The organism is Nonomuraea insulae (genome assembly GCF_042656245.1).
Genome location: NZ_JBHSPA010000006.1, coordinates 204,118 through 230,501, shown reverse-complemented (window position 1 = coordinate 230,501; position 26,384 = coordinate 204,118). Strand labels below are relative to the sequence as shown.

General features: G+C 68.0%; 25 protein-coding genes and 1 riboswitch. Of the genes, 19 read left to right on the top strand and 6 right to left on the bottom strand.

Annotated features, from left to right (window positions below):
* The first annotated feature begins 29 nt into the window (after positions 1 to 29).
* Together ACFPZ3_RS03840 and ACFPZ3_RS03835 are read left to right on the top strand one after the other, a co-directional pair.
* A complete protein-coding gene (locus tag ACFPZ3_RS03840) occupies positions 30 to 773 on the top strand; it encodes a TerC family protein (protein WP_379512525.1) in 744 nt (247 codons plus the stop codon).
* On the top strand, positions 773 to 1,966 hold the full coding sequence (locus ACFPZ3_RS03835; RefSeq protein ID WP_379512524.1) for a cytochrome P450: 1,194 nt from the start codon (positions 773 to 775) through the stop codon (positions 1,964 to 1,966). The genes ACFPZ3_RS03840 and ACFPZ3_RS03835 overlap by 1 nt, the downstream gene beginning before the upstream one ends.
* On the opposite strand, the gene ACFPZ3_RS03830 is transcribed toward ACFPZ3_RS03835, so the two are convergent.
* The gene (locus ACFPZ3_RS03830) at positions 1,950 to 2,912 is read right to left on the bottom strand and encodes an SAM-dependent methyltransferase (protein WP_379512523.1); all 963 of its coding nucleotides are present in this window, start codon (positions 2,910 to 2,912) and stop codon (positions 1,950 to 1,952) included. The two genes, ACFPZ3_RS03835 and ACFPZ3_RS03830, sit on opposite strands and share 17 nt — an antisense overlap.
* 187 nt (positions 2,913 to 3,099) lie before the next feature.
* On the opposite strand from ACFPZ3_RS03830, the gene ACFPZ3_RS03825 reads away from it, so the two are divergent.
* The 6 genes from ACFPZ3_RS03825 (at position 3,100) to ACFPZ3_RS03800 (ending at position 9,352) form a co-directional block, all read left to right on the top strand.
* Positions 3,100 to 3,327, top strand: a complete 228-nt coding sequence (locus ACFPZ3_RS03825) for a chaplin family protein (protein WP_379512522.1) — start codon at positions 3,100 to 3,102, stop codon at positions 3,325 to 3,327.
* Between the two features lie 312 nt (positions 3,328 to 3,639).
* The gene (locus ACFPZ3_RS03820) at positions 3,640 to 4,530 is read left to right on the top strand and encodes a Rossmann-like and DUF2520 domain-containing protein (protein ID WP_379512521.1); all 891 of its coding nucleotides are present in this window, start codon (positions 3,640 to 3,642) and stop codon (positions 4,528 to 4,530) included.
* A 22-nt stretch (positions 4,531 to 4,552) separates the two neighbouring features.
* Positions 4,553 to 5,389: a pantoate--beta-alanine ligase gene (gene panC, locus ACFPZ3_RS03815; protein ID WP_379512520.1), complete on the top strand. Its 837-nt coding sequence runs from the start codon at positions 4,553 to 4,555 to the stop codon at positions 5,387 to 5,389.
* A gap of 19 nt (positions 5,390 to 5,408) precedes the next feature.
* Positions 5,409 to 5,915 carry a DUF6624 domain-containing protein gene (locus ACFPZ3_RS03810; protein WP_379512519.1) on the top strand — a complete coding sequence of 169 codons (507 nt, stop codon included), beginning with the start codon at positions 5,409 to 5,411 and terminating at the stop codon, positions 5,913 to 5,915.
* A gap of 77 nt (positions 5,916 to 5,992) precedes the next feature.
* Positions 5,993 to 8,566: an L-aspartate oxidase gene (locus tag ACFPZ3_RS03805; RefSeq protein WP_379512518.1), complete on the top strand. Its 2,574-nt coding sequence runs from the start codon at positions 5,993 to 5,995 to the stop codon at positions 8,564 to 8,566.
* A gap of 3 nt (positions 8,567 to 8,569) precedes the next feature.
* Positions 8,570 to 9,352, top strand: a complete 783-nt coding sequence (locus ACFPZ3_RS03800; RefSeq protein WP_379512517.1) for a type III pantothenate kinase — start codon at positions 8,570 to 8,572, stop codon at positions 9,350 to 9,352.
* 54 nt (positions 9,353 to 9,406) lie between these two features.
* Here ACFPZ3_RS03800 and ACFPZ3_RS03795 read toward each other — a convergent pair whose 3' ends face one another.
* Complete coding sequence (locus tag ACFPZ3_RS03795) at positions 9,407 to 9,886, bottom strand: hypothetical protein (RefSeq protein ID WP_379512516.1); 480 nt, start codon at positions 9,884 to 9,886, stop codon at positions 9,407 to 9,409.
* Positions 9,887 to 10,031: 145 nt separating this feature from the next.
* Between ACFPZ3_RS03795 and lysX the strand changes: the two genes are divergently transcribed.
* Positions 10,032 to 11,513, top strand: a complete 1,482-nt coding sequence (gene lysX / locus ACFPZ3_RS03790) for a bifunctional lysylphosphatidylglycerol synthetase/lysine--tRNA ligase LysX (protein ID WP_379512515.1) — start codon at positions 10,032 to 10,034, stop codon at positions 11,511 to 11,513.
* A gap of 9 nt (positions 11,514 to 11,522) precedes the next feature.
* Here the strand turns inward: lysX and ACFPZ3_RS03785 are convergent, their stop codons facing one another.
* Complete coding sequence (locus tag ACFPZ3_RS03785; protein WP_379512514.1) at positions 11,523 to 12,599, bottom strand: cytochrome P450; 1,077 nt, start codon at positions 12,597 to 12,599, stop codon at positions 11,523 to 11,525.
* 306 nt (positions 12,600 to 12,905) lie between these two features.
* Between ACFPZ3_RS03785 and ACFPZ3_RS03780 the strand changes: the two genes are divergently transcribed.
* Positions 12,906 to 13,118 (top strand): LuxR C-terminal-related transcriptional regulator, encoded by a 213-nt coding sequence (locus tag ACFPZ3_RS03780; RefSeq protein WP_379512513.1) that lies wholly within the window; start codon positions 12,906 to 12,908, stop codon positions 13,116 to 13,118.
* An 84-nt stretch (positions 13,119 to 13,202) separates the two neighbouring features.
* Here the strand turns inward: ACFPZ3_RS03780 and ACFPZ3_RS03775 are convergent, their stop codons facing one another.
* Positions 13,203 to 14,246, bottom strand: a complete 1,044-nt coding sequence (locus ACFPZ3_RS03775) for a C40 family peptidase (protein ID WP_379512512.1) — start codon at positions 14,244 to 14,246, stop codon at positions 13,203 to 13,205.
* A 5-nt stretch (positions 14,247 to 14,251) separates the two neighbouring features.
* A riboswitch (cyclic di-AMP (ydaO/yuaA leader) is annotated at positions 14,252 to 14,400 on the bottom strand.
* Between the two features lie 291 nt (positions 14,401 to 14,691).
* Here ACFPZ3_RS03775 and ACFPZ3_RS03770 point away from each other — a divergent pair.
* From ACFPZ3_RS03770 to ACFPZ3_RS03740, 7 genes are all read left to right on the top strand, one after another.
* Positions 14,692 to 15,273, top strand: coding sequence for an amino-acid N-acetyltransferase (locus tag ACFPZ3_RS03770; protein WP_379512511.1), 582 nt, complete (start codon positions 14,692 to 14,694; stop codon positions 15,271 to 15,273).
* A gap of 85 nt (positions 15,274 to 15,358) precedes the next feature.
* Positions 15,359 to 16,810 carry an RDD family protein gene (locus tag ACFPZ3_RS03765; protein WP_379512510.1) on the top strand — a complete coding sequence of 484 codons (1,452 nt, stop codon included), beginning with the start codon at positions 15,359 to 15,361 and terminating at the stop codon, positions 16,808 to 16,810.
* Between the two features lie 118 nt (positions 16,811 to 16,928).
* Positions 16,929 to 17,417, top strand: coding sequence for an RDD family protein (locus ACFPZ3_RS03760; RefSeq protein ID WP_379512509.1), 489 nt, complete (start codon positions 16,929 to 16,931; stop codon positions 17,415 to 17,417).
* Between the two features lie 512 nt (positions 17,418 to 17,929).
* Complete coding sequence (locus ACFPZ3_RS03755; protein WP_043615857.1) at positions 17,930 to 18,262, top strand: histone-like nucleoid-structuring protein Lsr2; 333 nt, start codon at positions 17,930 to 17,932, stop codon at positions 18,260 to 18,262.
* Positions 18,263 to 19,461: 1,199 nt separating this feature from the next.
* A complete protein-coding gene (locus ACFPZ3_RS03750; RefSeq protein WP_379512508.1) occupies positions 19,462 to 21,963 on the top strand; it encodes an ATP-dependent Clp protease ATP-binding subunit in 2,502 nt (833 codons plus the stop codon).
* 160 nt (positions 21,964 to 22,123) lie between these two features.
* Positions 22,124 to 22,567 carry a carboxymuconolactone decarboxylase family protein gene (locus ACFPZ3_RS03745; RefSeq protein WP_379512507.1) on the top strand — a complete coding sequence of 148 codons (444 nt, stop codon included), beginning with the start codon at positions 22,124 to 22,126 and terminating at the stop codon, positions 22,565 to 22,567.
* A gap of 483 nt (positions 22,568 to 23,050) precedes the next feature.
* Entirely contained in the window at positions 23,051 to 23,992 is a 942-nt protein-coding gene (locus ACFPZ3_RS03740; protein WP_379512506.1) for a sugar phosphate isomerase/epimerase family protein, read from the top strand.
* A gap of 120 nt (positions 23,993 to 24,112) precedes the next feature.
* On the opposite strand, the gene ACFPZ3_RS03735 is transcribed toward ACFPZ3_RS03740, so the two are convergent.
* A complete protein-coding gene (locus tag ACFPZ3_RS03735) occupies positions 24,113 to 24,577 on the bottom strand; it encodes a MarR family winged helix-turn-helix transcriptional regulator (protein ID WP_379512768.1) in 465 nt (154 codons plus the stop codon).
* Between the two features lie 62 nt (positions 24,578 to 24,639).
* On the opposite strand from ACFPZ3_RS03735, the gene ACFPZ3_RS03730 reads away from it, so the two are divergent.
* Positions 24,640 to 25,017 (top strand): cupin domain-containing protein, encoded by a 378-nt coding sequence (locus ACFPZ3_RS03730; protein ID WP_379512505.1) that lies wholly within the window; start codon positions 24,640 to 24,642, stop codon positions 25,015 to 25,017.
* Positions 25,014 to 25,433: a cupin domain-containing protein gene (locus ACFPZ3_RS03725; RefSeq protein WP_379512504.1), complete on the top strand. Its 420-nt coding sequence runs from the start codon at positions 25,014 to 25,016 to the stop codon at positions 25,431 to 25,433. The genes ACFPZ3_RS03730 and ACFPZ3_RS03725 overlap by 4 nt, the downstream gene beginning before the upstream one ends.
* A 22-nt stretch (positions 25,434 to 25,455) precedes the next feature.
* On the opposite strand, the gene ACFPZ3_RS03720 is transcribed toward ACFPZ3_RS03725, so the two are convergent.
* On the bottom strand, positions 25,456 to 26,313 hold the full coding sequence (locus tag ACFPZ3_RS03720) for an HhH-GPD family protein (RefSeq protein ID WP_379512767.1): 858 nt from the start codon (positions 26,311 to 26,313) through the stop codon (positions 25,456 to 25,458).
* Positions 26,314 to 26,384 lie beyond the last annotated feature (71 nt).

Below are 26,384 nucleotides of genomic sequence, written 5' to 3'. Positions count from 1 at the left end.
TCAGCCCCCCGAGTCATGGAGGTATGCCGATGTTGGACTGGGTGTCCGACCCGCAGATTTGGATCGGCTTCTTCACCCTGGTCGCCCTGGAGATCGTGCTGGGGATCGACAACATCATCTTCATCTCCATCCTGGCCGGGAAACTGCCCCCGGAACAGCGGGACCGGGCGCGTGTGCTCGGCCTCGGGGCGGCCCTGATCAGCAGGTTGCTCCTGTTGCTCGGCCTGTCGTGGGTGGTCCAGCTCACCGAGCCGCTGTTCGGGCTCTTCGGCCACGAGATATCGGGACGCGACGTGATCCTGCTGCTCGGGGGCCTGTTCCTGCTGGGCAAGAGCGTCACGGAGATCCACCACAGCATGGAGAGCGCGAGCGGCGAGGACGGCAAGAAGGCCGCCGCCGTCTCCTTCACCTCGGTGATCCTGCAGATCATGGTGCTGGACGTCGTGTTCTCGCTGGACTCCGTCATCACCGCCGTCGGCATGGTGGACCAGCTCGGCGTGATGATCGCGGCCGTCGTGGTGGCCGTGGTGGTGATGTTGTTCGCCTCCGGGCCGATCAGCCGGTTCGTGGACGCGCATCCGAGCATCAAGATGCTGGCGCTGTCGTTCCTGGTGCTGATCGGCGTGGTGCTCGTGGCGGAGGGCCTCGACCAGCACATCCCGAAGGGGTACATCTACTTCGCGATGGCGTTCTCGGTCGTCGTGGAGTTGCTCAACATCCGGATGCGCGGCAGGAACGCCAAGAAGGAGGTTCCCGCTCCTAAGATGGATTAGTGGGCTTTGATCCTTGGAATCCGGATTTCGTGGCGTACCCGTACCGGGCGTACGACGAGTTGAGACGCCAGGCGCCGGTCAGCTACTTCGAGCCGACCGGCCAGTGGCTCGTCGCGCGGCACGCCGACGTGAACGCGTTGCTCAGAGACCGCCGTCTGGGCCGCTCCTATCTGCACACGGCCACGCACGAGGAGTTCGGCAGGCCGGGGGAGCCGGAGTTCCAGGAGCCCTTCTGGCGGGTGATCAGGGCGGGCATGCTCGACGTGGAGCCGCCGGTGCACACCCGGCTGCGCCGGCTGGTCTCCAAGGCGTTCACGCCGCGCATGGTCGAGTCGCTGCGGCCCCGCGTCCGGGCCATCGCCGGGAGCCTGGTGGAGGCGTACGTGGACAAGGGCGGCGGTGATCTGATCGCCGAGGTGGCCGAGCCGCTGCCGGTGACCGTCATCGCCGAGATGCTCGGCATCCCCGACCAGGACCGCCACCTGCTGCGCCCCTGGTCGGCCGACATCTGCCTCATGTACGAGCTCAACCCGGCCCCCGACGCCCAGCACGCCGCGGTGCGCGCCGCCTCGGAGTTCGCCGGCTATCTCAGGGCCCTGGCCGCCGAGCGCCGCGCGAACCCCGGGGAAGACCTGATCAGCGCGCTCACCCAGATCGAGGAGCTGACCGAGGACGAGCTGGTCGGCACCTGCGTCCTGCTGCTCAACGCCGGCCACGAGGCCACCGTGAACGTGACGGGCAACGGCTGGTGGTCCCTGTTCAGGAACCCCGGCGAACTGGCCCGCCTGCGCGCCGACCGTTCCCTGCTGCCCACGGCCGTCGAGGAGCTGATGCGCTGGGACACGCCGCTGCAGATGTTCGAGCGCTGGGTGCTGGAGGACATCGAGGTGCATGGCGTGCGGATCCCGCGCGGCTCGGAGGTGGCGCTGCTGTTCGGCTCGGCCAACCGGGACGAGGCGGTGTTCGAGGACCCGGACCGGCTCGACGTGGGCCGCGCCGACAACCCGCACATCTCCTTCGGCGCCGGCATCCACTTCTGCCTGGGCGCGCCGCTGGCCCGCATCGAGCTCATGGAGTCGTTCGGCGCGCTGCTGGACCGGGCGGCCAAGCTGGAGCTGCGCCAGGAGCCGACGTGGAAGCCCGGCTACGTCATCCGCGGCCTGCGGGCCCTGGAACTCACCGCCGCTGACTGAGCCAGCCGAACCCGCCCAGACCCGACGCGTCGATCAGCTCGCCCTCCTCCGAGGCCCTCGTCAGCGCGCGCAGATAACCACGCGGATCGGAGTGCGCCAGCTCCAGGGGCGGCCGTGCCCCGGTGAGCCCCAGTTTGTGCAGCGCGTCACGCTGTGTGGACAAGGTTGTGGATATCGCACCGGACCTGATCCCGGCCGACGCGCACGAGTCGAGCGCGACGTGAGCGGTGATGTCGCAGGTCCCGTCGGGTACGGGGGCCACGACCGCGCCGTCGCGGTAACCGGTCAGCGTGCCGTGCAGCGGACGGTTATCCACAGGGTGTGCATAATCGATGGCGATCGCCCGGCCCGCGCTGAGGCGTACCAGGACCGAAGCCCAAGCCTGGTCGCGGGGCCGGCCGATCTCGGCGCGCGAGCCCACGCAGGGCAGCGGCCACCACCGCTCGAGCCAGGTGCGGTCGGCCGGGCGCAGCGGCCCGCCGAGGCGCTCCTCGCCGGTGTGCACGTTGACCATGATCATCCGTGGCCCGTCGGGTGTCTGCTCGACCACGTCGAGGGGCACGTTGTCCAGCCACTCGTTGGCGATGGCCAGCCCGGCGAAGTCGACGGGCAGGCTCCTGGACCAGCCGATCCGCTCGGGCAGGCCCTCCGGCCTGGGTGAGAGGTCCACGGCGGTGACGCGCAGCCGCTCGCGCAGCGCGGGCTCGGCGGTTTCGAGCACCTGGGTCACCAGCACGCCCTCGCCCGCTCCGATGTCGACCAGGTCGAGCACGTCGGGTTCGCCCAGTTCGGCGTCCACTTCCGCGAGCAGCGCCAGCACGGCTTCGGCGAAGGCCGCCGAGGCGCTGACCGAGGTGCGGAAGTGGCCTGACGGGCGTTCGCGGAGGTAGAAGCCCTCCTCGCCATACAGCGCGCGCTCCGTTGCGGCGCGCCAGGTGAGCCACATGTCTGGACTATCTCATGACTCGTACGCGATACGCACCGTCATCATATGACTACTCAACGTCCTCAGATTGCGCTAACGTTTACCCATTGTCATCGAGTGATTGCGTTACGCCAACCCCCAAGTGGCGAAGCCCTTCACTTCAGAGCAAGCACCCGCGGCCCAGGCCGCGAAACCGAGAGGAGCCCTCGTGCTGAAGAAGGTCCTGGTCGTCACCGGAGCCGTCGCCATGCTGTCGCTCGCCGCTCCGGCGCACGCCGACATCACCAATGGCGCTGGCGGCGTGGCCTCCGGCAACCAGCTTCACATCCCCGTGGCCATCCCGATCGACATCTGCGGCAACGCCGTTGCCGTCATCGGCGTCGCGGTGGCGGGCTGCAAGGGCGGCGCGAACGCCTACGTGCCCAGCCACCACTGACATAGCTAAAGAGTCCGGACCGGCGCAGGCCGGCCCGGACTCGGGTCCCGGCTGGTCACTCGGCGGATGACCAGTCGGCGCACCTCCAAGAGGTCACCGTGCGGGCGTCGCGTCTCAATCCAGGGACTCGGCGCCCGTTGCCATGCGATGAACCCCTCTCCTCATCTCTTTCGACAGGGGGTGCACGATTCGTATGCCCTTGTCGTTTTTGTCGTTAACTCAACGCGCGGCAAAACGCCGGTCACGCTCGCCACTCCAAGAGGCCGTTACCCTGGTCGGCAGTGCCATCACGTTCGACAGGGGTGAGACGTCATGGACGCAGGGGATCGGCCGGCCCGGCTGACTGTCGGCGTTCTCGGGGCGGGCAAGGTCGGCTCGGCTCTCGGTTCCGCGCTGGCGCAGGCCGGGCACCGGATCGTGGCCGCGAGCGGCGTGTCGGACAACTCGCATCGATGGGCCGCCGACCGGCTCGGGGTGACGCCGTCCAGGCCCGACGAAGTGGTCGCGGCGGCCCAGCTCATCCTGCTCACGGTGCCCGACGACGCGCTGCCCGACCTGGTCAACGGGCTGGCCTCCACCGGGGCCGACCTCCGGGGCAAGATGCTGGCGCACACCAGCGGGGCCTACGGGCTGTCGGTGCTCGACCCGGCGGCCGAGGCCGGGGCGCTGCCGCTCGCGTTGCACCCGGTGATGACGTTCACGGGCAGGGACGACGACCTCAACAAGCTCACCGGCATCTCCTACGGCGTCACCGCTCCCGAGATGCTGCGCCCCGTGGCCGAGGCGCTGGTGATCGAGATGGGCGGCGAGCCGGTGTGGATCGCCGACGCCGACCGCCCGCTCTACCACGCGGCCCTGGCCGGGGCCGCCAACCACATGGTCACGCTCATCGCGGAGTCGTCCGACCTGCTGCGCGGCATCGGCGTCGAACATCCTGGCCGCATGCTGGGCCCGCTGCTCGGCGCCGCGCTCGACAACGTGTTGCGGCTGGGCATCGCCGGTCTGACCGGCCCCGTCGTACGCGGTGACGCGGGAACGGTGCGCAAGCACGTGGACGCGCTGATCCTGGCGGCCCCCGAGGCGGCCGACGCCTACATCGCGCTGGCCCGGCTCACCGCTGACCGCGCTCTGGCCGCGGGATTGCTCAAACCGGAGGAGGCGGAGCGGCTCCTCGACGCGCTGGGGGGCAATATATGGACCTGACCGTCGCGTTCGGAGGGCAGTTATGGAGCTGATCGTCGCCAGGAACCGGGAAGACCTGGTCAAGGCGCGCCGTGCCGGGCCGGTGGCGCTGGTGCCGACCATGGGCGCGCTCCACGAGGGGCACAGGTCGCTGATCAGGCAGGCCCGGGTGCGCGCCGATCAGGTCGTGGTGAGCATCTTCGTCAACCCCCTGCAATTCGGGCCTAACGAGGATTTTTCACGCTATCCCCGTACATTTGAGGCCGATCTCGACGTGTGCCGGGCCGAGGGCGTGGACGTCGTGTTCCACCCGTCCGTCGAGGACATGTACGCCCCCGACCGCCAGATCGGCATCTCCTCCGGCGAGATGGGCCGGATCGTCGAAGGCGCCTTCAGGCCGGGCCACTTCGACGGCATGCTCACGGTCGTGCTCAAGCTGTTCAACCTGGTCCAGCCCGACCTGGCGGTGTTCGGCCAGAAGGACGCCCAGCAACTCTCCCTCATCAGCCGCATGGTCGCCGACCTCAACCTGCCGATCGAGGTCCTGGGCGCCCCGACCGTGCGCGAGCCCGACGGCCTGGCCCTGTCCAGCCGCAACCGCTACCTGTCGGAGGACGAGCGGCGGGTGGCGCTGTCGCTCTCGCGAGCCCTGCGGGCGGGCGCGGCCGAATTCGCCCCGGACGCGATCAGGCGGGCGGCGCGGGCGGTGCTCGACGAGGCCGGCTCCCGGCTCGACGTGGACTATCTCGCCCTGGTCGATCCGGCCACGTTCGCCGAAGTGAGCGAGGACCACCAGGGCGTGGCCGTGCTCGCGGTGGCCGCCAGGGTCGGCGCCACCCGGCTGATCGACAACGTCACCCTCACCTTGAATCCCGCCTGAGGCGGATTACCGTCGGAGCATGACGGACCAGGAGTTAAGGGCGGAACTGCTCCGGCGTCTGGAGATGGACCAGGCGATGCGCGATCCGGCCAAGGGCTTTCCCGGGGACAAACGGCTCGCGCGCCTGCAGAAGCTCGACGAGGGCAACACCGCCTGGCTCTACTCCGTCGTCGTCACCCGCGGCTGGCCGCTGATCTCCCAGGTCGGGGAGCGGGCGGCGCGCGCGGCCTGGCTCCTGGCGCAACACGCGACCTCACCCGCGGCGCAGCGCCTGTTCCACCAGGTGATGGGCGACGCCGTGGAGTCGGACGAGGCCTCGATGCGCGACTTCGCGTACCTGGAGGACCGCGTACGCGTGCGCTCCGGCCGCCCCCAGCTCTACGGCACCCAGTTCCACGACGGCGGCGACGGCCTTGAGCCCATGCCGATCGAGGACCCCCACCTGCTCGACGAGCGCCGCAGGGCCATGGGACTGGAGCCGTTCGCCGAGTACGAGGCCTTCATCAGGAAGACCGAATCCCTTTGAGCCCCCCGGGGCATGCTCACGCCACCCCAGGCGTTATCGTCATAGTGACGAAATCGCCTCATGTGAGGAGACCCCCAATGAGTGCACCGGCGATTCCCCTGCGTTTGAGCGCGCCCGCGCCCGGCTGGACCGTGGAGGCGGACGTGGTCGTCGTGGGCTCCGGCGTCGCGGGCCTGACCGTGGCCCTGCGTCACACCGAACTGGATCCGGCGGCCAAGGTCCTGGTCGTCACCAAGGACGTGCTGTCGTCGGGCTCCACCCGCTGGGCCCAGGGCGGCATCGCGGCCGTGCTCGACCCGCGTGACACCCCCGACGAGCACCTGAAGGACACCCTGGTCGCCGGGGTGGGGCTGTGCGACACCCGGGCGGTGCGCACGCTGGTCACGGAGGGCCCGGGCGCGCTGCGGCGGCTGATGGCGCGCGGCGCCCGCTTCGACCGCACCCCCGACGGGGAGCTCCAGCTCACCAGGGAGGGCGGCCACCGTCGCCGCCGGATCGTGCACGCGGGCGGCGACGCCACCGGCGCCGAGGTGCAGCGGGCGCTCGTCGAGGCGGTCCGCGCACTCGCCCGGCCCCAAGACTCGCGCGACCACCATGACGCCACACCGCCCGGCTCGATCGAGGTGATCGAGCACGCGCTGGTGCTCGACCTGCTCAAGGACGCCCAGGGCCGGGCCAGGGGCGTGACGCTGCACGTCATGGGCGAGGGCGCACGTGACGGGGTGGGCGCGGTGCACGCCAGGGCGGTGGTGCTGGCCACCGGCGGCATGGGCCAGGTGTACGCGGCCACCACCAACCCCGCCGTCTCCACCGGCGACGGTGTGGCCCTGGCGCTGCGGGCCGGGGCGGTGGTGCGCGACCTGGAGTTCGTGCAGTTCCACCCGACCGTGCTCTGGCTCGGCGAGGGGTCGACCGGGCAGCAGCCGTTGATCTCCGAGGCGGTCAGGGGTGAGGGCGCGTTCCTGACCGACCACGAGGGCAACCGGTTCATGACCGACGTGCACGAACTGGCCGACCTGGCGCCGCGCGACGTCGTGGCCAAGGCCATCATGCGCACGATGAGCGAGACGGGGCGCGACCACGTGTACCTGGACGGCCGCCACTTCGGCCGCGACACGTGGGAGTCGCGCTTCCCCACGATCTACGCGGTCTGCCGCGAACACGGCATCGACCCGGTCACCGAGCCGATCCCGGTCTCGCCGGCCGCCCACTACGCCAGCGGCGGGGTGCGTACGGATCTGCGCGGCCGTACCTCCATCGACGGCCTGTACGCCTGCGGCGAGGTCGCCTGCACCGGCGTGCACGGCGCGAACCGGCTGGCCTCCAACTCGCTGCTCGAAGGGCTCGTCTTCGCCGAGCGCATCGCCGAGGACATCCACGCGGCACACCCGTCGCCCGGCGAGCCGGTCCCCGGCGGAGCTCAGGAAGGACTGGTAGACCCTCGGGTGAGGTCCAGAATCCAGGCCCACATGAGCACCGGGGCGAGCGTGTTGCGCAGCCGCGAGTCCCTGGTCGCCACCGCCCGCGCGCTGCGCGACGCCCGCTGGACCCCGGTCGAGGTGGCGGCCTGCACCGAGGCCTGGGAGACCGCGAACCTGCTCACCGTCGCCACCGTGCTCACCGGCGCGGCGGCGGCCAGGCTGGAGACGCGGGGATCACACTGGCGCGAGGATCACGAGACCCGCGACGACGACGAATGGCTGGGCCACCTGGACGTGACCCTGACCGAGGAGGGGCTTCGTATGACGTACACACCTCATGGCGACGCGATGCCGTCGCGACTGGCGCAGGAGCTCACCGCCGCCGGGCTGGACCCGGCCGAGGTGGACGCGCTGATCGGGCGCGCGCTGGAGGAGGACCTGCAGGAGGCCGGCGACGTGACGAGCCTGGCCACCATCCCCGCGGGGCAGCGCTCGGTCGCCGACGTGGTGGCCCGCAAGGCCGGCGTGGTGGCCGGGCTGGCGGTGGCCGAGGCGGTGTTCGTGCGGCTCGGGGCGGCGCGGGCCGAGCGCAGGGCGAAGGACGGCGAGCGCGTGCGCGCGGGCGACGTGCTCATGAGCGTCGAGGGTCCGGTGCGGGCCCTGCTGACGGCCGAGCGCATCGCGCTCAACCTGCTCACGCACCTGTCCGGGGTGGCCACGCTGACCGGCCGCTGGGTCGAGGCGATCGACGGCACCGGTACGCGCGTGCGTGACAGCCGCAAGACGTTGCCGGGGTTGCGGGCGCTGGAGAAGTACGCGGTGCGCTGCGGCGGAGGGGTCAACCATCGGATGTCGCTGTCGGATGCCGCCCTGATCAAGGACAATCACGTGGTGGCCGCCGGGGGAGTGGCCGAGGCGTTCAGGGCGGTGCGGGAGCGTTACCCCGATCTGCCCATCGAGGTGGAGATCGACCGGCTCGACCAGCTCGACCCCGTCCTGGAGGAAGGCGCAGAGTTGATCTTGCTGGACAACTTCACGGTTGAGGACACGGCACATGCCGTACATGTCGTGAAAAATCGGGCGAAAAACAGGGTTGCGCTGGAGGCGAGCGGGGGATTGACCTTGGAATCGGCCCGTGAGGTGGCGGAAACTGGCGTTGACTACCTTGCGGTGGGAGCGCTAACGCACTCAGCGCCGGCCCTTGACATCGCACTTGATCTGCGGGGGTAATTGATGCTGCTCACGATCGACGTCGGCAATACTCACACGGTGCTTGGGCTGTTCGAGGGCGAGGACGTCATTGAGCACTGGCGGCTGGCCACCGACGCCCGCCGCACCGCCGACGAGATCGCGGTCGTTCTCCAGGGGTTGCTGACGCAGTCGCCATTGCTCAAGGGGGCCGACGTTGACGGCATCGCCATCTGCTCGACCGTGCCGAGCGTGCTCAACGAGATGCGCGAGATGTGCCGCCGCTACTACGGCGACGTGACAGCCGTGATCGTGGAGCCGGGCATCCGCACCGGGGTGCCCGTACGCATGGACAACCCCAAAGAGGTCGGCAGCGACCGCATCGTGAATTCCCTGGCCGCCATCGACCAGTACGGCGGTCCCTGCATCGTCGTCGACTTCGGCACCGCGACCTCGTTCGACGCGGTCTCCGCCAAGGGCGAATACGTCGGCGCGGTCACCGCGCCCGGCATCGAGATCTCGGTGGACGCGCTGGCCGCCGCCGGGGCGCAACTGCACAAGGTCGAGCTGGTCAGGCCGCGCTCGGTGATCGCCAAGAACACGGTCGAGGCGCTGCAGGCCGGGATCATCTACGGCTTCGCGGGCCAGGTGGACGGCATCGTCGAGCGCATGGCGGCCGAACTGGCCGACGACCCCGACGAGGTGACCGTGGTGGCCACCGGCGGGCACGCGGCGCTGGTGGTGGGCGAGTCGCGTTCGATCGACGTACACGAGCCGTGGCTGACCCTCATGGGGCTGCGCCTGATCTACCACAGGAACACCACCTGAACATGACGAACGGCCCCCCGGTCAGATCCGGGGGGCCGTTCATGTCTTTCGCGGTCACTCGCTCTCGGCGGTGTAGAGGTCCTCCCAGCGGCCGCATTTCGTGGGGTAGCTGCTGTGCAGGCCGATCTGGCACACCTTCACCCGGACGCTGGAGACGTCGTTCTCGCTGAAGGAGAACTTCTTGTAGCCGGGGAAGCCGCAGTACTTCTTGGAGTAGAGCGGGGACCAGTCGTCGTCGAAGTCGCTGGCCTCGAACTTCACGAACGCGCACTTGCCGCCCTCGTCGTAGCTGCGGTTGTCCAGGTCGTACAGGCGGCCTCTGACCGTGACCTCGTTGGACTCCCCGTCCTCATCCCAGTTGACGCCGATCCAGCCCTGGGACTTGGCGAGGTGATGCTTGGAGTAGACGGGTCCCCAGCCGGAGGAGTAGTCGTGGTTGTCCGAGGTGCTCGCGCTGGCGGCGGCAGGAACGGACAGAGCCAGGGCGGTCGTCGCGCCGGCGGCCAGGAGGCCAATGGCGATCTTCTTGAACATTTTCTCTCCTTGAGCTCCCTTGGACCGGTTCCCTACCGGTTCCCCCCCGAGCTCGTGAGATATTGATACGGCAGCGCTCTTGCAAAGGGTATGCAGAAGGCTGACGAACCCTTGCAGTTCGCCATATCCCCTACCCTTTGATGTTGTGAGCGACGAACTTCCCGAGCAGATGCGCATCCGGAGGGAGAAGCTCGACCGCCTTCGTCATGACGGCGTCGATCCTTACCCGGTGAATTTCCCACGCACGACGACCAACACCGAGGTCAGGGAGAAATACCAGGGCCTGGAGCCCGACACGGCCACCGGTGACACGGTCGCGGTCGCGGGGCGCGTCATGCTCAACCGCGTGGGCGGCAAGCTCTGCTTTGCCACACTCCGCGACGGCGGCGGCGACCTGCAGGTCATGATCTCGCTCGACAAGGTGGGCGAGGAGTCCCTGGCGAGCTGGAAGCGCGACGTCGACCTGGGCGACCACGTGGGCGTGATCGGCGAGGTCATCACCTCACGCAGGGGCGAGCTGTCCATCCTGGCCGAGAGCTGGCAGATCACCGCCAAGTGCCTGCGCCCGCTGCCGGAGAAGCACGTCGGCCTCACCGACCCTGAGGCGCGGGTGCGCCAGCGCTACGTCGACCTCATCGTCAACGACGAGGCCAGGACGATGGCGCGGGTCCGCAGCGCCACGGTGCGCGCGGTGCGCGACTTCTGGCACGAAGAGGGTTACCTAGAGGTAGAGACGCCGATGTTGCAGCCGATCCACGGCGGCGCGACGGCCAGGCCGTTCAAGACCCACATCAACGCCTACGACATGGACCTCTACCTCCGCATCGCGATCGAGCTCTACCTCAAGCGGCTCGTGGTCGGCGGCATCGAGAAGGTCTTCGAGATCAACCGCAACTTCCGCAACGAGGGCGCGGACTCCACGCACAACCCCGAGTTCACCATGGTCGAGGCCTACGGGACCTACCTCGACTACAACGGCATCGCCGACCTGACCCAGCGGATGTACCAGAAGGCCGTCCTGGCCGCCCTGGGCACCTCGGTGGTCGTCCACGAGGGCACGGAGATCGACCTCGGCATCCCCGAGTGGCCGCGCATCACCCTGCACGACGCGGTGTCGCGGGCCGTGGGCGAGGAGATCACCACCTCCACCACCCTGGAGGAGCTGCGCAAGCTGGCGGACCACCGTGAGATCCACTGGGACCCGAAGTGGGGCTCGGGCAAGCTCGTGCAGGAGTTGTTCGAGGAGCTCGTCGAGCACACGCTCGTCCAGCCCACGTTCGTCATGGACTACCCGCTGGAGACCTCGCCGCTGGCCCGCAACCACCGCGACAACCCGCTGCTGACGGAGAAGTGGGACCTGATCGGTTTCGGCACCGAGCTGGGCACCGGCTACTCCGAGCTGAACGAGCCGATCGAGCAGCGCCGCCGCCTGGTGGAGCAGTCACTCCTGGCCGCCGGTGGCGACCTGGAGGCCATGCAGCTCGACGAGGACTTCCTGCAGGCGCTGGAATACGCGATGCCGCCGACCGGGGGCATGGGGGCGGGCATCGACCGGATGATCATGGCCTTCACCGGCAAGAACATCCGCGAGACCATCCTGTTCCCGCTGGTCAAGCCCACCCACTGAGCGCGGGGGCTAGCCGCGCCGCAGCCGTACCGGCAGCGTGGCCAGGCCCCGCAACACCACGTTCTCCTTGTACGGCGGCGCGGCGTCGGCGAGCTCCAGCCCCGGTGCCGCCGTCGCCAGTGCCGACAGCACGATCTCGCCCTCCATCCTGGCCAGCGTCGCCCCGAGGCAGAAGTGGATGCCGAGCCCGAAGGCGAGATGCCGGCTCGGTTCGCGGGTGACGTCGAAGCGGTCGGGATCGGGAAAGACCGCCGGGTCGCGATTGGCCGCGCCTATCAGGACCATCACTTCCGTGCCCTTGGGCAACGGCACGCCGCCCAGCTCCGTGTCCTCCAGCGCCACCCTGGTGGTGAGGTGGACCGGCGGGTCGTACCTGAGCACCTCCTCCACCACGTGCTTGGGCCGCTCGGAGGCGTGCCGCAGCAGGCCGTGCCGGGCCAGGTTGAGCACCCCGTTGGCGATGAGGTTGACGGTCGTCTCGTGGCCGGCCACGAGCAGCAGCACGCAGGTGGCGAGCAGCTCGGGCTCGCTCAGCTCCCGTACCTGTGTCAGGGCGCTCAGGAGGTCCTCTCCGGGACGCTCACGCCGGATCGCGGCGAGTTCGCGGAAGTAGTCGCGAAACTCCCTTCCGGCCCGCCCGGTTTCCGACATGTGGTCTTCTGTCAGCATCGGGTCAAGGCCGCGGGCCAAGATCTCGCTCCAGCCCCGGAAGCGATCGTGGTCCTCCGGAGGCACTCCGAGCATCTCACTGATCACCATGACCGGAAGGGGGTAGGCGAGTCCGGACACGAGGTCGGTTTCCTCCGGCAGCGCGGCGATCAACTCGGCGGTGATGGCCTCGATGCGCGCGCGCAGCCGTTCGAGCATGCGCGGTGTGAAGGCCCTGCTCACCAGGGCGCGGAGCCTGGTGTGGTCGGGCGGGTCCATCCACAGGAACGACACAGCGGCCTGACCTGTGCCTCCGTCGCTCCACGGGTCGTAGTCGCGGCCGAAGCGCGGCTCGCGGAGCAGCGTCGTACAGAGCGCGTGAGTGGTGGCGACGAGCAGTCCTCCACGCGTACGGAAGAGAGCGCCACGTGCGCTCATCTCGCGGTAACGGGAATAAGGATCATGCAGAAATTCGCCGTCGAACGGATCAAAACCCAGAACGTCGACTGCGCTCATTGATGCCGGATCCAGCGACTCGGAAGGCTCGACGAGGTCGCTCATCGCGAAGTGATCGGTTCTGACATATCGGCAGTACGCCATATATATCGGATCATGTCAATAGCATTCGTCAAGCGTGGCGATTATCGTGCTTGACGACCTTTCCAGGATGCGTTTACCGTCTGCGAGGAGCGACTTTGGCCCGGTTGTGAGGTCAAAGGTTGCTGTTGGGGGGGAGGGCTCCCGATGGATGTGCTCACTGAAGGTGTTGAGCTGAGCCATGCGGACGTCGCGTTATTGGCGGAGCTTGCCAAGGGGGTCACAGTAGATCGAGTGGGCAGACGTCTGGATATCAGCGGTCGTACCGTGCGCCGGAGGTTGCGGGGCATCTGCGACCGCATCGGTGTGGCCACGGCGATCGAGGCCGTGGCGTGGGCGGCCCGCCGCCAGTTGATCTAGCGGCGGGCGGCCACGGGGAAATGTGATGGCAGGTCGGCTCGGCCGGCTCAGTCGGTTGTGGCCGGCTCAGTCGGCTCAGTCGGCTCAGTCGGCTATGCGCACCGCGCCGGCGAACGGCCGCCGGTCGAGTGAGGCGATCCGTACCACGTCACCGGTCTGCGGCGCGTGCACCATCATGCCCCCGCCGAGGTAGATGCCCACGTGGTGCAGGTCGCCGTAGAAGAACACCAGGTCGCCCGGCCGCAGCTCGGAGCGTGAGATGTGCCTGCCCGCGGTCCACTGGCTGCCGGTGTAGTGCGGCAGGGAGATGCCCACCTTCTGGTAGGCCGCCATGACCAGCCCTGAGCAGTCGTAGGTGCTGGGGCCTGAGGCGCCCCAGACATACGGCTTGAGCTGCTGTGTGAGCGCCCACCGGGCCGCCTGCGCCGCCTTGCCGCCGCCGATGATCGGCAGGTTGACGCGCTGCGCCCGCGTGCCGGCCTGTCCGGCCTCGCCCAGCGCCCGCTTGAACAGGTTGCTCTCCACCCTGGTCACCAGGTTGGTGATCTTACTGCGCTTGGTCTCGAGCTCGCTGACGAGCTTCTGGACCTCCTCGATACGCGTCTTGGCCCCGGACTTGGCGCGCTCGGCGGCCTCCCTGGCCTTGGTGACCTGGTTGACCTCCTCGCCCTGCTGCTGCTCGAGGATGTAGGTGGTGGCGGCGCGGTCGAGGAAGGTGTCGGGGTCCTGGGAGGTGGTGAACGCCAGCGCCTTGCCCAGGCCGCCGGTCATGTAGGCGTTCTCGGCGAGCATGGCGGCCTTGGCGCGCTTGGCCGCCAGGTCGGCCTCGCTGGTCGACAACGTCTTCTCCGCGGCCTCGGCGGACTTCTTGGCGGTCTTGAGCTTCTCCCGCTGGCCGTTGTACTGCTCGGTCAGCGTCTCGATCTCCGTGTGCATCTTGTTGACCTGCTTGGCCAGGGCCTGGAGCGAGGGTTTGGGGTCAGCCGACGCCGAGCCGACGGGGATGGCGATCAGGAATGCGGCGATTGTGAGACTCACCACACCGAACCGATGTGGTCGCCTGGCCCGTTCCGGAGGGCGGGCGTTCTTGCCCGCCGTCTTCCCCCCACCGTTGAGCGTGCGCTTCACCAACCAGCTCCTCTCATAGACGCCTACCGGGTTAGCTGACGGGTTCGGGCCGGAGCAGCCCTACCGAACGCTCGGATTCACCCCATTGGTGACGCTGGAGGACGTCACCGGCGGGTCCCCGGCTCCCCTCGCGGGGATTGGGCGTGTTCCTCGCGCGCCGATACGGGGGCGACACGCAGGGAACATCGTCGCAGGACACTAATGCACTCCAGGTTCGTGCTCAACCAGAACTGCCGAGTCTGTAGAGGTTTCACAACCGAAGGGTCACAAGGTGATCTCGTGCACACTCGTGCAGAACAGACTTTATGTCCTCTTTGCCGTCGCCCTCACCCCAACCCGGCCAGGGCATGCAGGCACGCGCCCATATGACCAACACATGTAACAGGATGGGCCGAGACATGGGAGTTAGGTCTGAGCCGTAATGACATCTGTACTCTGGAGAGCCATGGAGCAGGTGGCCGAACTGACAGCGTCCGAGACCGCGCCCGAGAGCGCGGTCGTGGTCAGGCGTGCCCGCACGCCTGACGTGCGCTTGGTCAGGGCTCTGGTGGACACCTACGCGGGCGCGGGGCCGCGGCTTCTGAAGAAGGCCACGGTCACGCTGTACGAGGACGTACAGGAATTCTGGGTGGCCGAGCGGGGAGGGCAGGTCGTCGGCTGCGGCGCGCTCCACGTGCTGTGGGAGGACCTCGCGGAGGTTCGCACCGTGGCCGTGGATCCCGAGTGCCGGGGGATGGGCGTCGGCCATCGGATCGTCTCTGCGTTGATACAGCACGCAAAAGATCTAGGTCTGCAACGTGTATTCTGTCTGACTTTTGAGGTCGACTTCTTCGCGAGACATGGCTTTCGCCCGATTCAGGGCACTCCGGTCTCACCCGAGGTGTACGCCGAACTGCTGGCCTCGTACGACGAGGGTGTGGCGGAGTTCCTCGACCTGGAACACGTCAAACCGAACACCCTGGGCAACACCCGCATGCTGCTCCATCTGACATCGGGTGACGCAGACCTTGACCAGTTGGAAAGGTGATTGTTGATACCTATGTCGATACGTTGGGCAGCACAGGCATGTGTCCTGACACGTGCCACATGCGCACTTGGAGCGAGGTGACACGGTGAGCACCGGACAGCCGCCGTACCCACAGGACGATTCCGGCGAGAATTCTGCGCCTGGCACCCCCTACGGGCAGCAGCAGAACACGGGCCGCCACCCCGGCGAGCCCGACCCCGACGTCACTGTGGTCGGCTACCGGGCGGACGACGCCTACGGGCAGCAGCCCCAGTACGGACAACAACAACAGCAGCAGGGCTACGGCCAGCAACAGCCCCAGTATGGGCAGCAGCAGCCCCAGCCCGGTTACGGCCAGCAGGACTATGGCCAGCAGCAGGGCTACGGCCAGCAGCAGCAGTCCCAGCCGGACTACGGCCAGCAGGCCCAGTACGGTCAGCAGCAGGGCTACGGTCAGCAACCGCAGTCCGGCCAGCAACCTCAATACGGGCAGCAGCAGGGCTACGGTCAGCAGCCGCAGTCCGGCCAGCAGCCTCAATACGGGCAGCAGCAGCAGCAGTCCCAGCCCGGTTACGGCCAGCAGGACTACGGCCAGCAGCCCGGCTACGGCCAGCAGCAGCAGTCCCAGCCTGGTTACGGCCAGCAGGACTACGGCCAGCAGCCCGGCTACGGCCAGCAGCAGGACTACGGGCAGCAGCAGGGCTACGGCCAGCAGCCGCAGTCCGGCCAGCAGGCCCCATATGGGCAGCAGCCCCAGTCGCAGCCCGGCTACGGCCAGCAGCCTCAGTACGGGCAGCAGCAGGACTACGGGCAGCAGCCCGGCTACGGCCAGCAGCAGGACTACGGCCAGCAGCAGCAGTCCCAGCCCGGCTACGGCCAGCAGGACTACGGCCAGCAGGGCTACGCTCAGCAGCAGTACGCCGACCCGCAGCAGCAGCAGTACGGCGGGCAGCCCGGCTACGGTCAGCAGCCGCAGCAGTACGCGCAGGGCGGCTACGGCCAGCCCGGCTACGGGCAGCCCTACGGCCAGCCGGTCGGCGTCCAGCCGCCCGGGGCTCCGGCTCCGCTGGCGGAGTGGTGGCAGCGACTGGTGGCCAGGATCATCGACGGCGTCATCTTCGGCATCGTGCTGGTCGTGGTCCAGCTCATCCTCACCCCGCTGTACCCCTCGTACAGCTCGATCACGGGGCTCACCACCGGCCTCACCTTCGCCCTGCTGTACTACGTGGCCGTCTCGGTCTTGGCGACCATCATCTACGTCGTCTACGACTTCATCCTTCACAAGATGAAGGGCCAGACGGTCGGGAAGATGGTGCTGGGCATCAAGGCCGTCCAGGTGGGCGGGCACGTGCAAGCCGGCGGCCTGCCGACCGACGTGGCGGTCAAGCGGGCGGTGCTGACCGTGGGCGGCTACATCCTCTACTGGGTGCCCATCCTCGGGGCCCTGCTCGCGGGCGTCGCCTACGCGCTCAACGGAGCGTCGCAGCTCTGGGACAAGCCGCTGCACCAGACCTTCGCGGACAAGTTCGCGAAGACCGTGGTGGTGAAGATCAAGTAGTCTTCCGCACACGCAAAACAGGGGCCGGCTTCCCGCCGGCCCCTGTGTTTTGTCCGCCCGCTCCGTAGAGAATGTTGTCCTGGAGACCCCGAGCCGCCGATGACGCGAGGTGGGAGTTATGGCCGGGACGGCGCCGTGGCAGGACACGCGGCCCGCGGAATGGTGGGAACGCCTCGCTGCCCGACTGATTGAAGCACTCGTCTTCGGGGTCTTCTATTACATTCTGTTCATCGTGCTGTGGGGCTTCTTCCGAACTGTCGGGATGTCGGAGGTGTTCGGCGGGCGTCTGCCGGGCGTGTTCGCGTGGTTGGCGGCGGGGCTGGGTTATGCGGTCTACGACTGGCGGGCGCATTCCCGCCACGGGCGCACCTTCGGTAAGGCGATCATGAGGATTCGCCTGGCTCCGGCCGGTCTTCCGCCCCGTGCTCTGCTCAAACGAGCGCTGGTCTATCCGGCGCCCGTCATGCTGATGGGCATTCCGGTCGTCAATCTGCTGGCCGGAATGCTGCTGTTCGGGGTGGGGTTGCTCATCCTGATCGACAAGCCGCTGGAGCGGGGGCCGCACGACAGGCTGGCGGGAACACGCGTCGTAAAAGATCTTCGCTGAGTCAGCCGTACCTGCGCCGATGCCTTTTCGCAAAATTTTCGCTTGATCCGGTAAGGAGCCTGGAGAGACTGGCATTAGGCTATGGGGCGTCCGGGTTGCCGGATGTTGGCGCCCCTGCGACACGCAGGGCATCTCTGTGCCGCTATGGTCGGGTGCGGGTGGTTGTCGCCTGCGTGTCATGAGGGAGCGGGCTCCCCGTGGCCGCGCTCCAGCGCTTAATGCGCCCCCGAAACCCCGCTAGCCGTGGAGGCTGAGGACGAATGGAAGCCCTAACAGACGTATTGTCAGCGCTCCTCCCCCCGGTGGTGGTGGGTGGAGCCTTCATCTTTGGCGTCGTGAAGTTGGTCCGGTCCGAGGCGCTGGGAGGCCGTCGAAACCGCGAGGATCAGCCCGAGAGCCAGAACTGATCGGCTAGTCAGCCGAATCCCCGTAGCGCTGAATTGTCTCCACGCCTTTCCGGGTATATGTTTGGGCAGGCGAATGAAACAATGCTCCGCGAAAGGATTGCGTACATGGCCAAGCAGATCCAGGAGATTCTCATCGATGACCTCGATGGGGGCGAGGCCAATGAGACGGTCAGCTTCGCTATTGACGGCTCCTCCTATGAGATTGACCTCAGCGACCTTAACGCGAAGAAGCTGAGGGACGCTCTCACGCCTTTCGTGCAGCACGCGCGCAGGGCGGGCGCCGTATCCACACGTCGCCGCGGTCGCGGCGGCAACCGCGCGATGAGCCGCGAGAAGAGCTCGGAGATCCGGCAGTGGGCCAAGGCTCACGGCCTGCCGGTCAGCGAGCGCGGCCGCATCGCCTCGACTGTCGTGGAGAAGTACGAAGCTGCTCACTAAGGGGCCGGCTCTCGACCATGCGCTTATGATGCTCGCCTTGGACCCCGGCGGCCGCCATAAGCGCATGATCGTTTCTGTGGCGTTCCCGAAACCGGGACCGTCTCGGACGAAGGTCTCCAGATACGCCCAAATGTGGGCGTTTTGGGCGTGCGTTCCGGCCTGACTCTGCCGCCGATTCACTGGCCGCTGTTCGGATATGTGACAGCGCCGCGCATAGTGTGTGTGCCGATCGTACGTTGAATGAGGCATGGCGGCCCCGTACGCATTGTCACGACGGCGACGGGGCCGGTCTCCTACATGGAACGGGCCACAGGGAAATCGCGGGTGTCGTTAACCCCGCGACGGTCTTCACGCGCTGTAGCGCTAAATCCCCGCCCTCGACGGCGTTCCGGCCCCCGTATGGATGCGCGCGACCCCGGGATAACCCTCCCGTTACGGATGCCCGGCGCCCCCGGAAAACCCGGCCGGTACGGATGTGCTGGAGCTCCGGATAACCCGGGCCCCTGGATCTGCCCGGAGGAGCATAACCCGAGAGCATGAGCTTGCCTCACACAATGCCGCTTCCCCGGCACGCGCCCACAATGCCATCAAGCTGTGAGTGCGCTGTGAGTCGGCGGATTCCGTGTGCAAGGTGAGCCGGCGAATGCCGCACAGTGCCGGGGACGGCGTCTCATGATGCGGGATGAGTTCGGTAACCCGGCTGACCGGATGACGGCATTACCGATTACCGTGCGTACCACGCGTACCGGATGAGGGGCGGCAGGTGCGGGATGCGGTCCGTGCGGCGTTGTGCCCAGGGCGTAGCCCCGCTCGCTTGGCCAAGCATTGCGTGGGGGACATAGGATGATTGCGTAACAGATACGGACGCGGCATCTCCGATGCGCGGCCGAAGAGGCGTCCCCGCGCCGGCTTCGGGCCTGACGTCCGACGGCCGGTCCGTGTGGGATCAGGCACGCCGCGGGCGGCAATTGACAGCCGCTTCTCTGAAGCGGCGTAAACCTCGTTCGCTTGCGGCGTATCGGGAACACGTCACCCCCGAACGGTAGTTGGATGGAGGGTGAACGCCCTGCTCTCGGGGAACGTCTCTGATATAGAGCGTGTCAGCGGCAGTGGGCACGGTTCGCCGAGCCAGGGCTAACATGCGGGAGGACGGGACCGGATTTACCGGCCTGACTGACCGCTCTGTGAGGAGCGACGAGATGTTCGAGAGGTTCACCGACCGAGCGAGGCGTGTTGTCGTCTTGGCCCAAGAAGAGGCCAGGATGCTCAACCACAACTACATCGGCACTGAGCACATTCTTCTTGGTTTGATCCATGAAGGTGAGGGCGTAGCCGCCAAGGCTCTGGAGAGCCTCGGCATCAGCCTTGAGGGTGTGCGCCAGCAGGTCGAGGAGATCATCGGCCAGGGCCAGTCGGCTCCGTCGGGGCACATTCCGTTCACCCCGCGGGCCAAGAAGGTCCTCGAGCTGTCGCTCCGTGAGGCTTTGCAGCTGGGTCACAACTACATCGGCACCGAGCACATCCTGCTCGGGCTCATCCGCGAGGGTGAGGGTGTGGCTGCCCAGGTGCTGGTCAAGCTTGGAGCTGATCTCAACCGTGTCAGGCAGCAGGTCATCCAGTTGCTCCACGGCTACCAGGGCAAGGAGCCGGCCGCCGCGGGCGGTCCGCAGGAGGCGGCCCCGTCGACGTCCCTGGTGCTCGACCAGTTTGGCCGCAACCTGACCCAGGCGGCCCGCGAGGGCAAGCTGGACCCGGTCATCGGCCGCGAGAAGGAGATCGAGCGGGTCATGCAGGTCCTCTCCAGGAGGACCAAGAACAACCCCGTTCTCATCGGCGAGCCCGGCGTCGGCAAGACCGCCGTCGTCGAGGGCCTGTCGCAGAAGATCGTCAGGGGCGAGGTGCCCGAGACGCTGAAGGACAAGCAGCTCTACACGCTTGACCTCGGCGCCCTGGTCGCCGGCTCCCGCTACCGCGGTGACTTCGAAGAGCGCCTGAAGAAGGTGCTCAAGGAGATCCGCACGCGCGGCGACATCATCCTGTTCATCGACGAGCTGCACACCCTCGTGGGTGCGGGCGCCGCCGAGGGCGCGATCGACGCCGCCAGCATCCTCAAGCCGATGCTGGCCCGCGGCGAGCTGCAGACGATCGGCGCGACCACGCTCGACGAATACCGGAAATACCTGGAGAAGGACGCCGCGCTGGAGCGCCGTTTCCAGCCGATCCAGGTGGCCGAGCCCTCTCTCAGCCACACGATCGAGATCCTGAAGGGTCTGCGCGACCGCTACGAGGCGCACCACCGCGTGTCGATCACCGACGACGCGCTGGTCGCCGCGGCGCAGCTGGCCGATCGCTACATCAGCGACCGCTACCTGCCCGACAAGGCGATCGACCTCATCGACGAGGCCGGTTCCCGGATGCGCATCCGCAGGATGACCGCTCCGCCGGACCTGCGCGAATACGACGAGAAGATCGCCAACGTCCGCCGCGACAAGGAGTCCGCGATCGACGCGCAGGACTTCGAGAAGGCGGCTGCCCTCCGGGACCAGGAGAAGCAGCTCCAGCTCAAGCGCGAGCGGCGGGAGAAGGAGTGGAAGGCCGGCGACATGGACGTCGTGGCCGAGGTCACCTCGGAGCTCATCGCCGAGGTCCTGGCCACCGCCACCGGCATCCCGGTCTTCAAGCTGACCGAGGAGGAGTCGCAGCGCCTGCTCCGCATGGAGGACGAGCTCCACAAGCGGATCATCGGCCAGGACGACGCCATCAAGGGTCTGTCGCGGTCCATCCGGCGCACCCGCGCCGGTCTGAAGGACCCGCGCCGTCCCGGTGGCTCGTTCATCTTCGCGGGTCCCTCCGGTGTCGGTAAGACCGAGCTGTCCAAGGCTCTGGCGGAGTTCCTCTTCGGCGACGAAGACTCTCTGATCAGCCTGGACATGTCGGAGTTCATGGAGAAGCACACCGTCTCCAGGCTGTTCGGCTCGCCTCCCGGCTACGTCGGCTACGAGGAGGGCGGCCAGCTCACCGAGAAGGTGCGGCGCAAGCCGTTCTCCGTGGTCCTGTTCGACGAGATCGAGAAGGCCCACCCCGACATCTTCAACTCGCTGCTGCAGATCCTGGAAGACGGTCGCCTGACCGACGCCCAGGGCCGGGTGGTCGACTTCAAGAACACGGTCATCATCATGACCACCAACCTCGGCACCCGTGACATCTCCAAGGGCATCGGGGTCGGGTTCGCGAAGTCCAACGACGCCGACTCCAACTACGACCGGATGAAGAGCAAGGTGCAGGAGGAGCTCAAGCAGCACTTCCGGCCCGAGTTCCTCAACCGTGTCGACGACATCGTGGTCTTCCACCAGCTCACGCCGGCCGAGATCATCCTGATCGTGGACCTGATGCTCAACCAGGTCGACTCCAGGCTGAAGGACCGCGACATGAGCCTCGACGTCTCGACCGAGGCCAAGCAGCTGCTGGCCGAGCGGGGCTACGACCCCGTCATGGGCGCACGGCCGCTGCGGCGCACGATCCAGCGCGAGCTGGAGGACTCCCTGTCGGAGAAGATCCTTTACGGTGAGCTCCGGCCGGGGCAGGTCGTCAAGGTGACGGTCGAGGGCGAGGGCGACAACGCCGTCTTCGTCTTCAAGGGCGAGTCCGCCTCGCAGGTTCCGGACTCGGCGGCGGCGATCGCCGCTCCGATCCAGAACTGACCTACCGGTCTGACGGAAGCCCCCGTGTGAGTACGTTTCACACGGGGGCTTTCGCATACGGTCGGGCGGTCTCGGTAGGAGGCTTTTCGCCCGTGGTTGTCACAGCGGGAGGGCGCGTCTTGTCCTAGTTGGCGTACGACGAAAAGCTACGGAGGTTTCCATGTCTCAGCGGATCAACGTCGCCAAGCAGGTCCCCGAGGTGTACCGCCACCTGTTCTCGGTGGAGAAGCTGTTGCACGACAGCGGAGTGCCCGCCGCCACACTGGAGCTGGTCAAGCTGCGGGCCAGCCAGATCAACGGCTGCGCCTACTGCGTGGACATGCACAGCCGCGACATGAAGAAGGCCGGTGAGAGCGACGAGCGGCTCTGGATGGTCGCGGCGTGGCGCGAGGCCACCGTGTTCACACCGGAGGAGCGGGCCGCGCTGGCGCTGACGGAGGAGGCGACCAGGCTGGCCGATCGCGAGGCCGTGCCCGACGCGGTGTGGCAGCAGGCGGCCGAGCACTACAGCGAGGAGCAGCTCGCGGTGCTCGTCGTGGCCATCGCCATGATCAACACCTGGAACCGGATCAACGTGACCACGCGGGTCTCTCCGGGCGTGTGAGCCTGCCCACTCGGCATTCGGGTACGCCGGCGCGCGCACGGGCAGGCCATGGCGGTCCAGGTCTCGTCGCGGACGAGGCCGTACGGCGGCCTGAGGCTGCCCGTGTGCGCCCATTGAGGCGTACCTGACTACTCTTTTCCCTGTTTGTCTGAGGACCGCCGACCGGGGCGATGAGCGGCGTTTCGTAGATCCTCACATCCGGAATGGCCGAGAAGTGAGAAGCTCGCCGTCGTTGCGTAATTGTTGGACACACGGGTGTACCGCCACCGCGAGTAGTACTACACTGCGTAGAGCTTAACCAGGTCTCATCCAAGTGAGACACAAGATCGTGTTCCTACGCTGAGGGTTTGCTGCTCCCTGGGGAGTAGCCGGAAATCAACTCAGGGCGGACGCGCGCGCCACCCGCAAGCAGGCATGCTTTCCCAGGGTTCGCACGTGCGAGGCGGGCGACGGGAACACACAAGCAAGCCGTGGAGGAAACCGATGCGCCTGCGTCACATCGACGGAACGCTCGTTCACCTCGCCTACAACGCAGGCGTCCACCCCGCTGAGGACCTGGAGAACCTCATCGCCCATCTGACCCGATACGCCGTCCCGGTGCGCAAGCGGCTGGGCGTGGAGCGCATGGGCGTCGGGCTCTGGTTGTCCCCGAGCGTCGCCGACCACCTCACGGCTGACCGCATCGAGCTCGTACGGCTGCGCCGCTCCCTGGAGGAGCGCGGCCTGGAGGTCGTGAGCCTCAACGGCACCGGCGGACGCAACCAGGAGGTCCCCGGCCCCGACTGGGCCAAGCCCGAGCGCTACCGCTACACCATGGCGCTGGCCAAGATCCTGGCGTTCCTGCTGCCCGAGGACGTACGGTTCGGCAGCATCTCGACGATCCCCATCGGCTGGCGCCGCGACTGGCCCGCCGACCTGCACGCCATCGCCACCCGGCGGCTGGAGCGGCTGGCCCGCGAGTTGCGCGGCATCTACAGCACCTCGGGGAAGACGATCAGGGTCGGGTTCGAGCCGTGGCCCGGGTGCGTGCTGGAGACGACCGAGCAGGCGCTGGAGCGGGTGTGCGGGATCGACTCCGAGCACCTGGGTGTGTGCCTGGACGCCTGTCACCTGGCCTGCGGGGACGAGGAGGCGGGGGCGACGCTCAAGGGGCTGGCCAAGGCCGGCGCGCCTGTGGTCAAGCTCGGGCACGTGCACAACCACACGGGGGAGACGCCCAGCAGTACGGGGGCGGTGTTGCATGACACGTTGACGGCCATGTTGTCGGGGGCGGTCAGCGGGAGTGCGCACATCGAGGTCGAGACCCACAATCTGACCGTTCCCGGGCGGGCCAAGGGGCCGGGGGCTCTGGTGTCCCTGCTGGCTGAGGAGCTGGCTTGGGCGCGTACCAGTCTGACCAGCCTGGGGCTGCAACTGGCCGCCTAGGGGTGGTATTTCGCGCGTCGGTGGCCGCTCCTTGAGGTGCGGCTGCCCCGCGTTTCCCGGGGGCTGGCGCCCCAGCTCGAATTTCGTGGGCCCTGTGGGTGGAGCGGGCGAGGAACGGGTCTAGAGGTTGCCGAACCAGCCCGGTGTGTCCAGGCGCCAGGGGTTGCCCGGGGTCATTCTGCGGAGGTCGGATTCCAGGGCGCTCAGGCGGTCCTCGCCGAGCTCGTCCGCCCAGCGGGCGCGGAGGTCGTCGAAGATGCGGGCCGAGCGGTTGAGGGCGTCCATGCCGTACGGGGTCAGGCGGACGATCTTGCGTCTGGTGTCCTGAGGATCCGTGGCGCGTTCGACGTAGCCGACGCGTTCCAGGGTGTCGATGGTCTTGCCGGCGGCCTGTTTGGAGACGCCCAGCGTACGGCCCAGTTCGACGGCCGTGGTGCCGCCCGGGCCGATCGCCTGCATGACGAAGCCGTGCATGGGCCTGATGTCCGGGTGGCCTTGCCGGGCCAGTTCTGAGTGCAGTTCGTCGATCAACATCCTGAACGCGAGCAGCAGGCGTAGCGGGAGTTCGAAGCCGTAACTTGACACGATAGACAACCTGGTTAACTATATGGACAACGTGGTTGCCTATCTTAGGGGGTAAAGCGGCGATGACCGTCATACGTGACGCCGAGGCGCGTCGGTCGGAGACTCCTGGCGGGGTCATGACGACGTTCGCCTCGCCGACGCAGGGAGGGGCCTCCAGGGCCCTGTGGAAGGTCGAGGCCAAGCCGGGGGCCGAGGGGCCCGTGCACGACTTCGACAGTGAGCAGGTGTGGAGCTGGGTCGCGGGAGCGGCGATCGTCGAGCTGGGCGGGGAGAGATACGCGGTGGCCGCTGGTGACACGGTCGTCATGCCCGCCCGTACCGTGCGGCGGGTCCTGGCCGACCCCGGCACCGGCTACACCGCCGTCGTCACCGGGGCCGCCGGCGCCCGCGCCTTCGCCCCTGACGGTGCCGACTACGGCACTCCGCCGTGGATCGCATGATGTCCGTGGTGTCGGCGGGTGAGTCCCGCAAGGTCGATACGCCCAACGGGGTGATGACCACCCTCGCCTCCCCGACCCAGGGGCAGGCGGGGCAGGCCGTCTGGCGGGTGGACGCCAAGCCGGGCATGGTGGGGCCGGTGCACGCGTTCGACGCCGAACTGGTGTGGACGTGGCTGGAAGGGGCCGCCGTGGTCGAGCTCGGTGGGCGGCGATTCGAGGTGGGGGCTGGGGACACGATGGTGTTGCCGGCCGATGTGAGCCGGCAGATGTTCGCCGACGGGGAGCGGGGGTTCGTGTCGGTGGTGGTCGGGCCGGCGGGGACTCAGGTGTACAACCCGAGCGGGGTGTCGGAGCCGGACGCTTGCGACCTGGCACCCAAGAACTTGGAGCGGCTCGTACCGCCCTGGGCCCGCTGACGCTTCACCGCCTGGTGTGGGGTCAGGCGTGGGGGAGGCGGTAGGTGCCGTCGTCGAGGGCTTCGGCCAGGCCGTCGGTGATCAGGCCGTCCAGGGCGCGCTCACGTTGCACGGCGTCCTCCCAGACCACGTCGAGGGCGGCCTTGGGGACCGGGCCGTGGGCCGCGCGGAGCACTGCCAGGAGACGGCCCCTGCACTGGCGGTCGGTGCCCGCGTACGTCTGGCCCTTGCGCGCGGGACCGGAGTGCGGCGGTTTGCCGGCCAGGCGCCACTCGCACAGGTGGGTGATCGGGCAGTCGGCGCAGCGCGGGGAGCGTGCCGTACACACCAGGGCGCCCAGTTCCATGACCGCCACGCCCCAGCGGGCCGCACCCAGCTCGGGCAGGAGGGTCTCCGCAAGACGGCGCTCGGCCGCCGACGTGGCCGTGGGCGGGTATTCCTCCGCGCGGACCGCCCTGGCGAACACCCGCCGCACGTTCGTGTCCAGTACGGCGTGACGGCCGCCGTAGGCGAAGCTGGCGACGGCGGCGGCGGTGTATTCGCCGATGCCGGGCAGGGACAGCAGGGTCTCGTGGTCGGAGGGCACCTCGCCGCCGTGTTCGTCGGTGATGGCCTGGGCGCAGGCGTGCAGGCGCAGCGCTCTGCGGGGGTAGCCGAGGCGGCCCCAGTGGCGTACGGCCTCACCGGGTTGCTCGGCGGCCAGCGCCTTGGGGGTGGGCCAGCGTCGCATCCATTCGTGCCAGATGGGCAGGACGCGTACGACCGGGGTCTGCTGGAGCATGATCTCGCTCACCAGGACGCCCCACGGGGTCGCGTCCGCGTTCCGCCACGGAAGGTCTCGGGCGTTGTCCTCGTACCAGTCGAGAACTGGTACGTGCATAAGGTTCGGCTCAACCACGCGGTCAAGGGTATTCGCAGATGGCCCACTCTCGGCGTGTCGTCACTCTAGGT

Bases quoted from the DNA above. Each gene is read 5' to 3' on its own strand.
- ACFPZ3_RS03840 (WP_379512525.1), top strand. From the start codon at position 30: ATGTTGGACTGGGTGTCCGACCCGCAGATTTGGATCGGCTTCTTCACC.
- ACFPZ3_RS03830 (WP_379512523.1), bottom strand. From the start codon at position 2,912: ATGTGGCTCACCTGGCGCGCCGCAACGGAGCGCGCGCTGTATGGCGAG.
- ACFPZ3_RS03820 (WP_379512521.1), top strand. From the start codon at position 3,640: ATGGACGCAGGGGATCGGCCGGCCCGGCTGACTGTCGGCGTTCTCGGG.
- panC (WP_379512520.1), top strand. From the start codon at position 4,553: ATGGAGCTGATCGTCGCCAGGAACCGGGAAGACCTGGTCAAGGCGCGC.
- ACFPZ3_RS03810 (WP_379512519.1), top strand. From the start codon at position 5,409: ATGACGGACCAGGAGTTAAGGGCGGAACTGCTCCGGCGTCTGGAGATG.
- ACFPZ3_RS03805 (WP_379512518.1), top strand. From the start codon at position 5,993: ATGAGTGCACCGGCGATTCCCCTGCGTTTGAGCGCGCCCGCGCCCGGC.
- ACFPZ3_RS03800 (WP_379512517.1), top strand. From the start codon at position 8,570: ATGCTGCTCACGATCGACGTCGGCAATACTCACACGGTGCTTGGGCTG.
- ACFPZ3_RS03795 (WP_379512516.1), bottom strand. From the start codon at position 9,886: ATGTTCAAGAAGATCGCCATTGGCCTCCTGGCCGCCGGCGCGACGACC.
- ACFPZ3_RS03785 (WP_379512514.1), bottom strand. From the start codon at position 12,599: ATGAGCGCACGTGGCGCTCTCTTCCGTACGCGTGGAGGACTGCTCGTC.
- ACFPZ3_RS03780 (WP_379512513.1), top strand. From the start codon at position 12,906: ATGGATGTGCTCACTGAAGGTGTTGAGCTGAGCCATGCGGACGTCGCG.
- ACFPZ3_RS03770 (WP_379512511.1), top strand. From the start codon at position 14,692: ATGGAGCAGGTGGCCGAACTGACAGCGTCCGAGACCGCGCCCGAGAGC.
- ACFPZ3_RS03760 (WP_379512509.1), top strand. From the start codon at position 16,929: ATGGCCGGGACGGCGCCGTGGCAGGACACGCGGCCCGCGGAATGGTGG.
- ACFPZ3_RS03755 (WP_043615857.1), top strand. From the start codon at position 17,930: ATGGCCAAGCAGATCCAGGAGATTCTCATCGATGACCTCGATGGGGGC.
- ACFPZ3_RS03750 (WP_379512508.1), top strand. From the start codon at position 19,462: ATGTTCGAGAGGTTCACCGACCGAGCGAGGCGTGTTGTCGTCTTGGCC.
- ACFPZ3_RS03745 (WP_379512507.1), top strand. From the start codon at position 22,124: ATGTCTCAGCGGATCAACGTCGCCAAGCAGGTCCCCGAGGTGTACCGC.
- ACFPZ3_RS03740 (WP_379512506.1), top strand. From the start codon at position 23,051: ATGCGCCTGCGTCACATCGACGGAACGCTCGTTCACCTCGCCTACAAC.
- ACFPZ3_RS03730 (WP_379512505.1), top strand. From the start codon at position 24,640: ATGACCGTCATACGTGACGCCGAGGCGCGTCGGTCGGAGACTCCTGGC.
- ACFPZ3_RS03725 (WP_379512504.1), top strand. From the start codon at position 25,014: ATGATGTCCGTGGTGTCGGCGGGTGAGTCCCGCAAGGTCGATACGCCC.
- ACFPZ3_RS03720 (WP_379512767.1), bottom strand. From the start codon at position 26,313: ATGCACGTACCAGTTCTCGACTGGTACGAGGACAACGCCCGAGACCTT.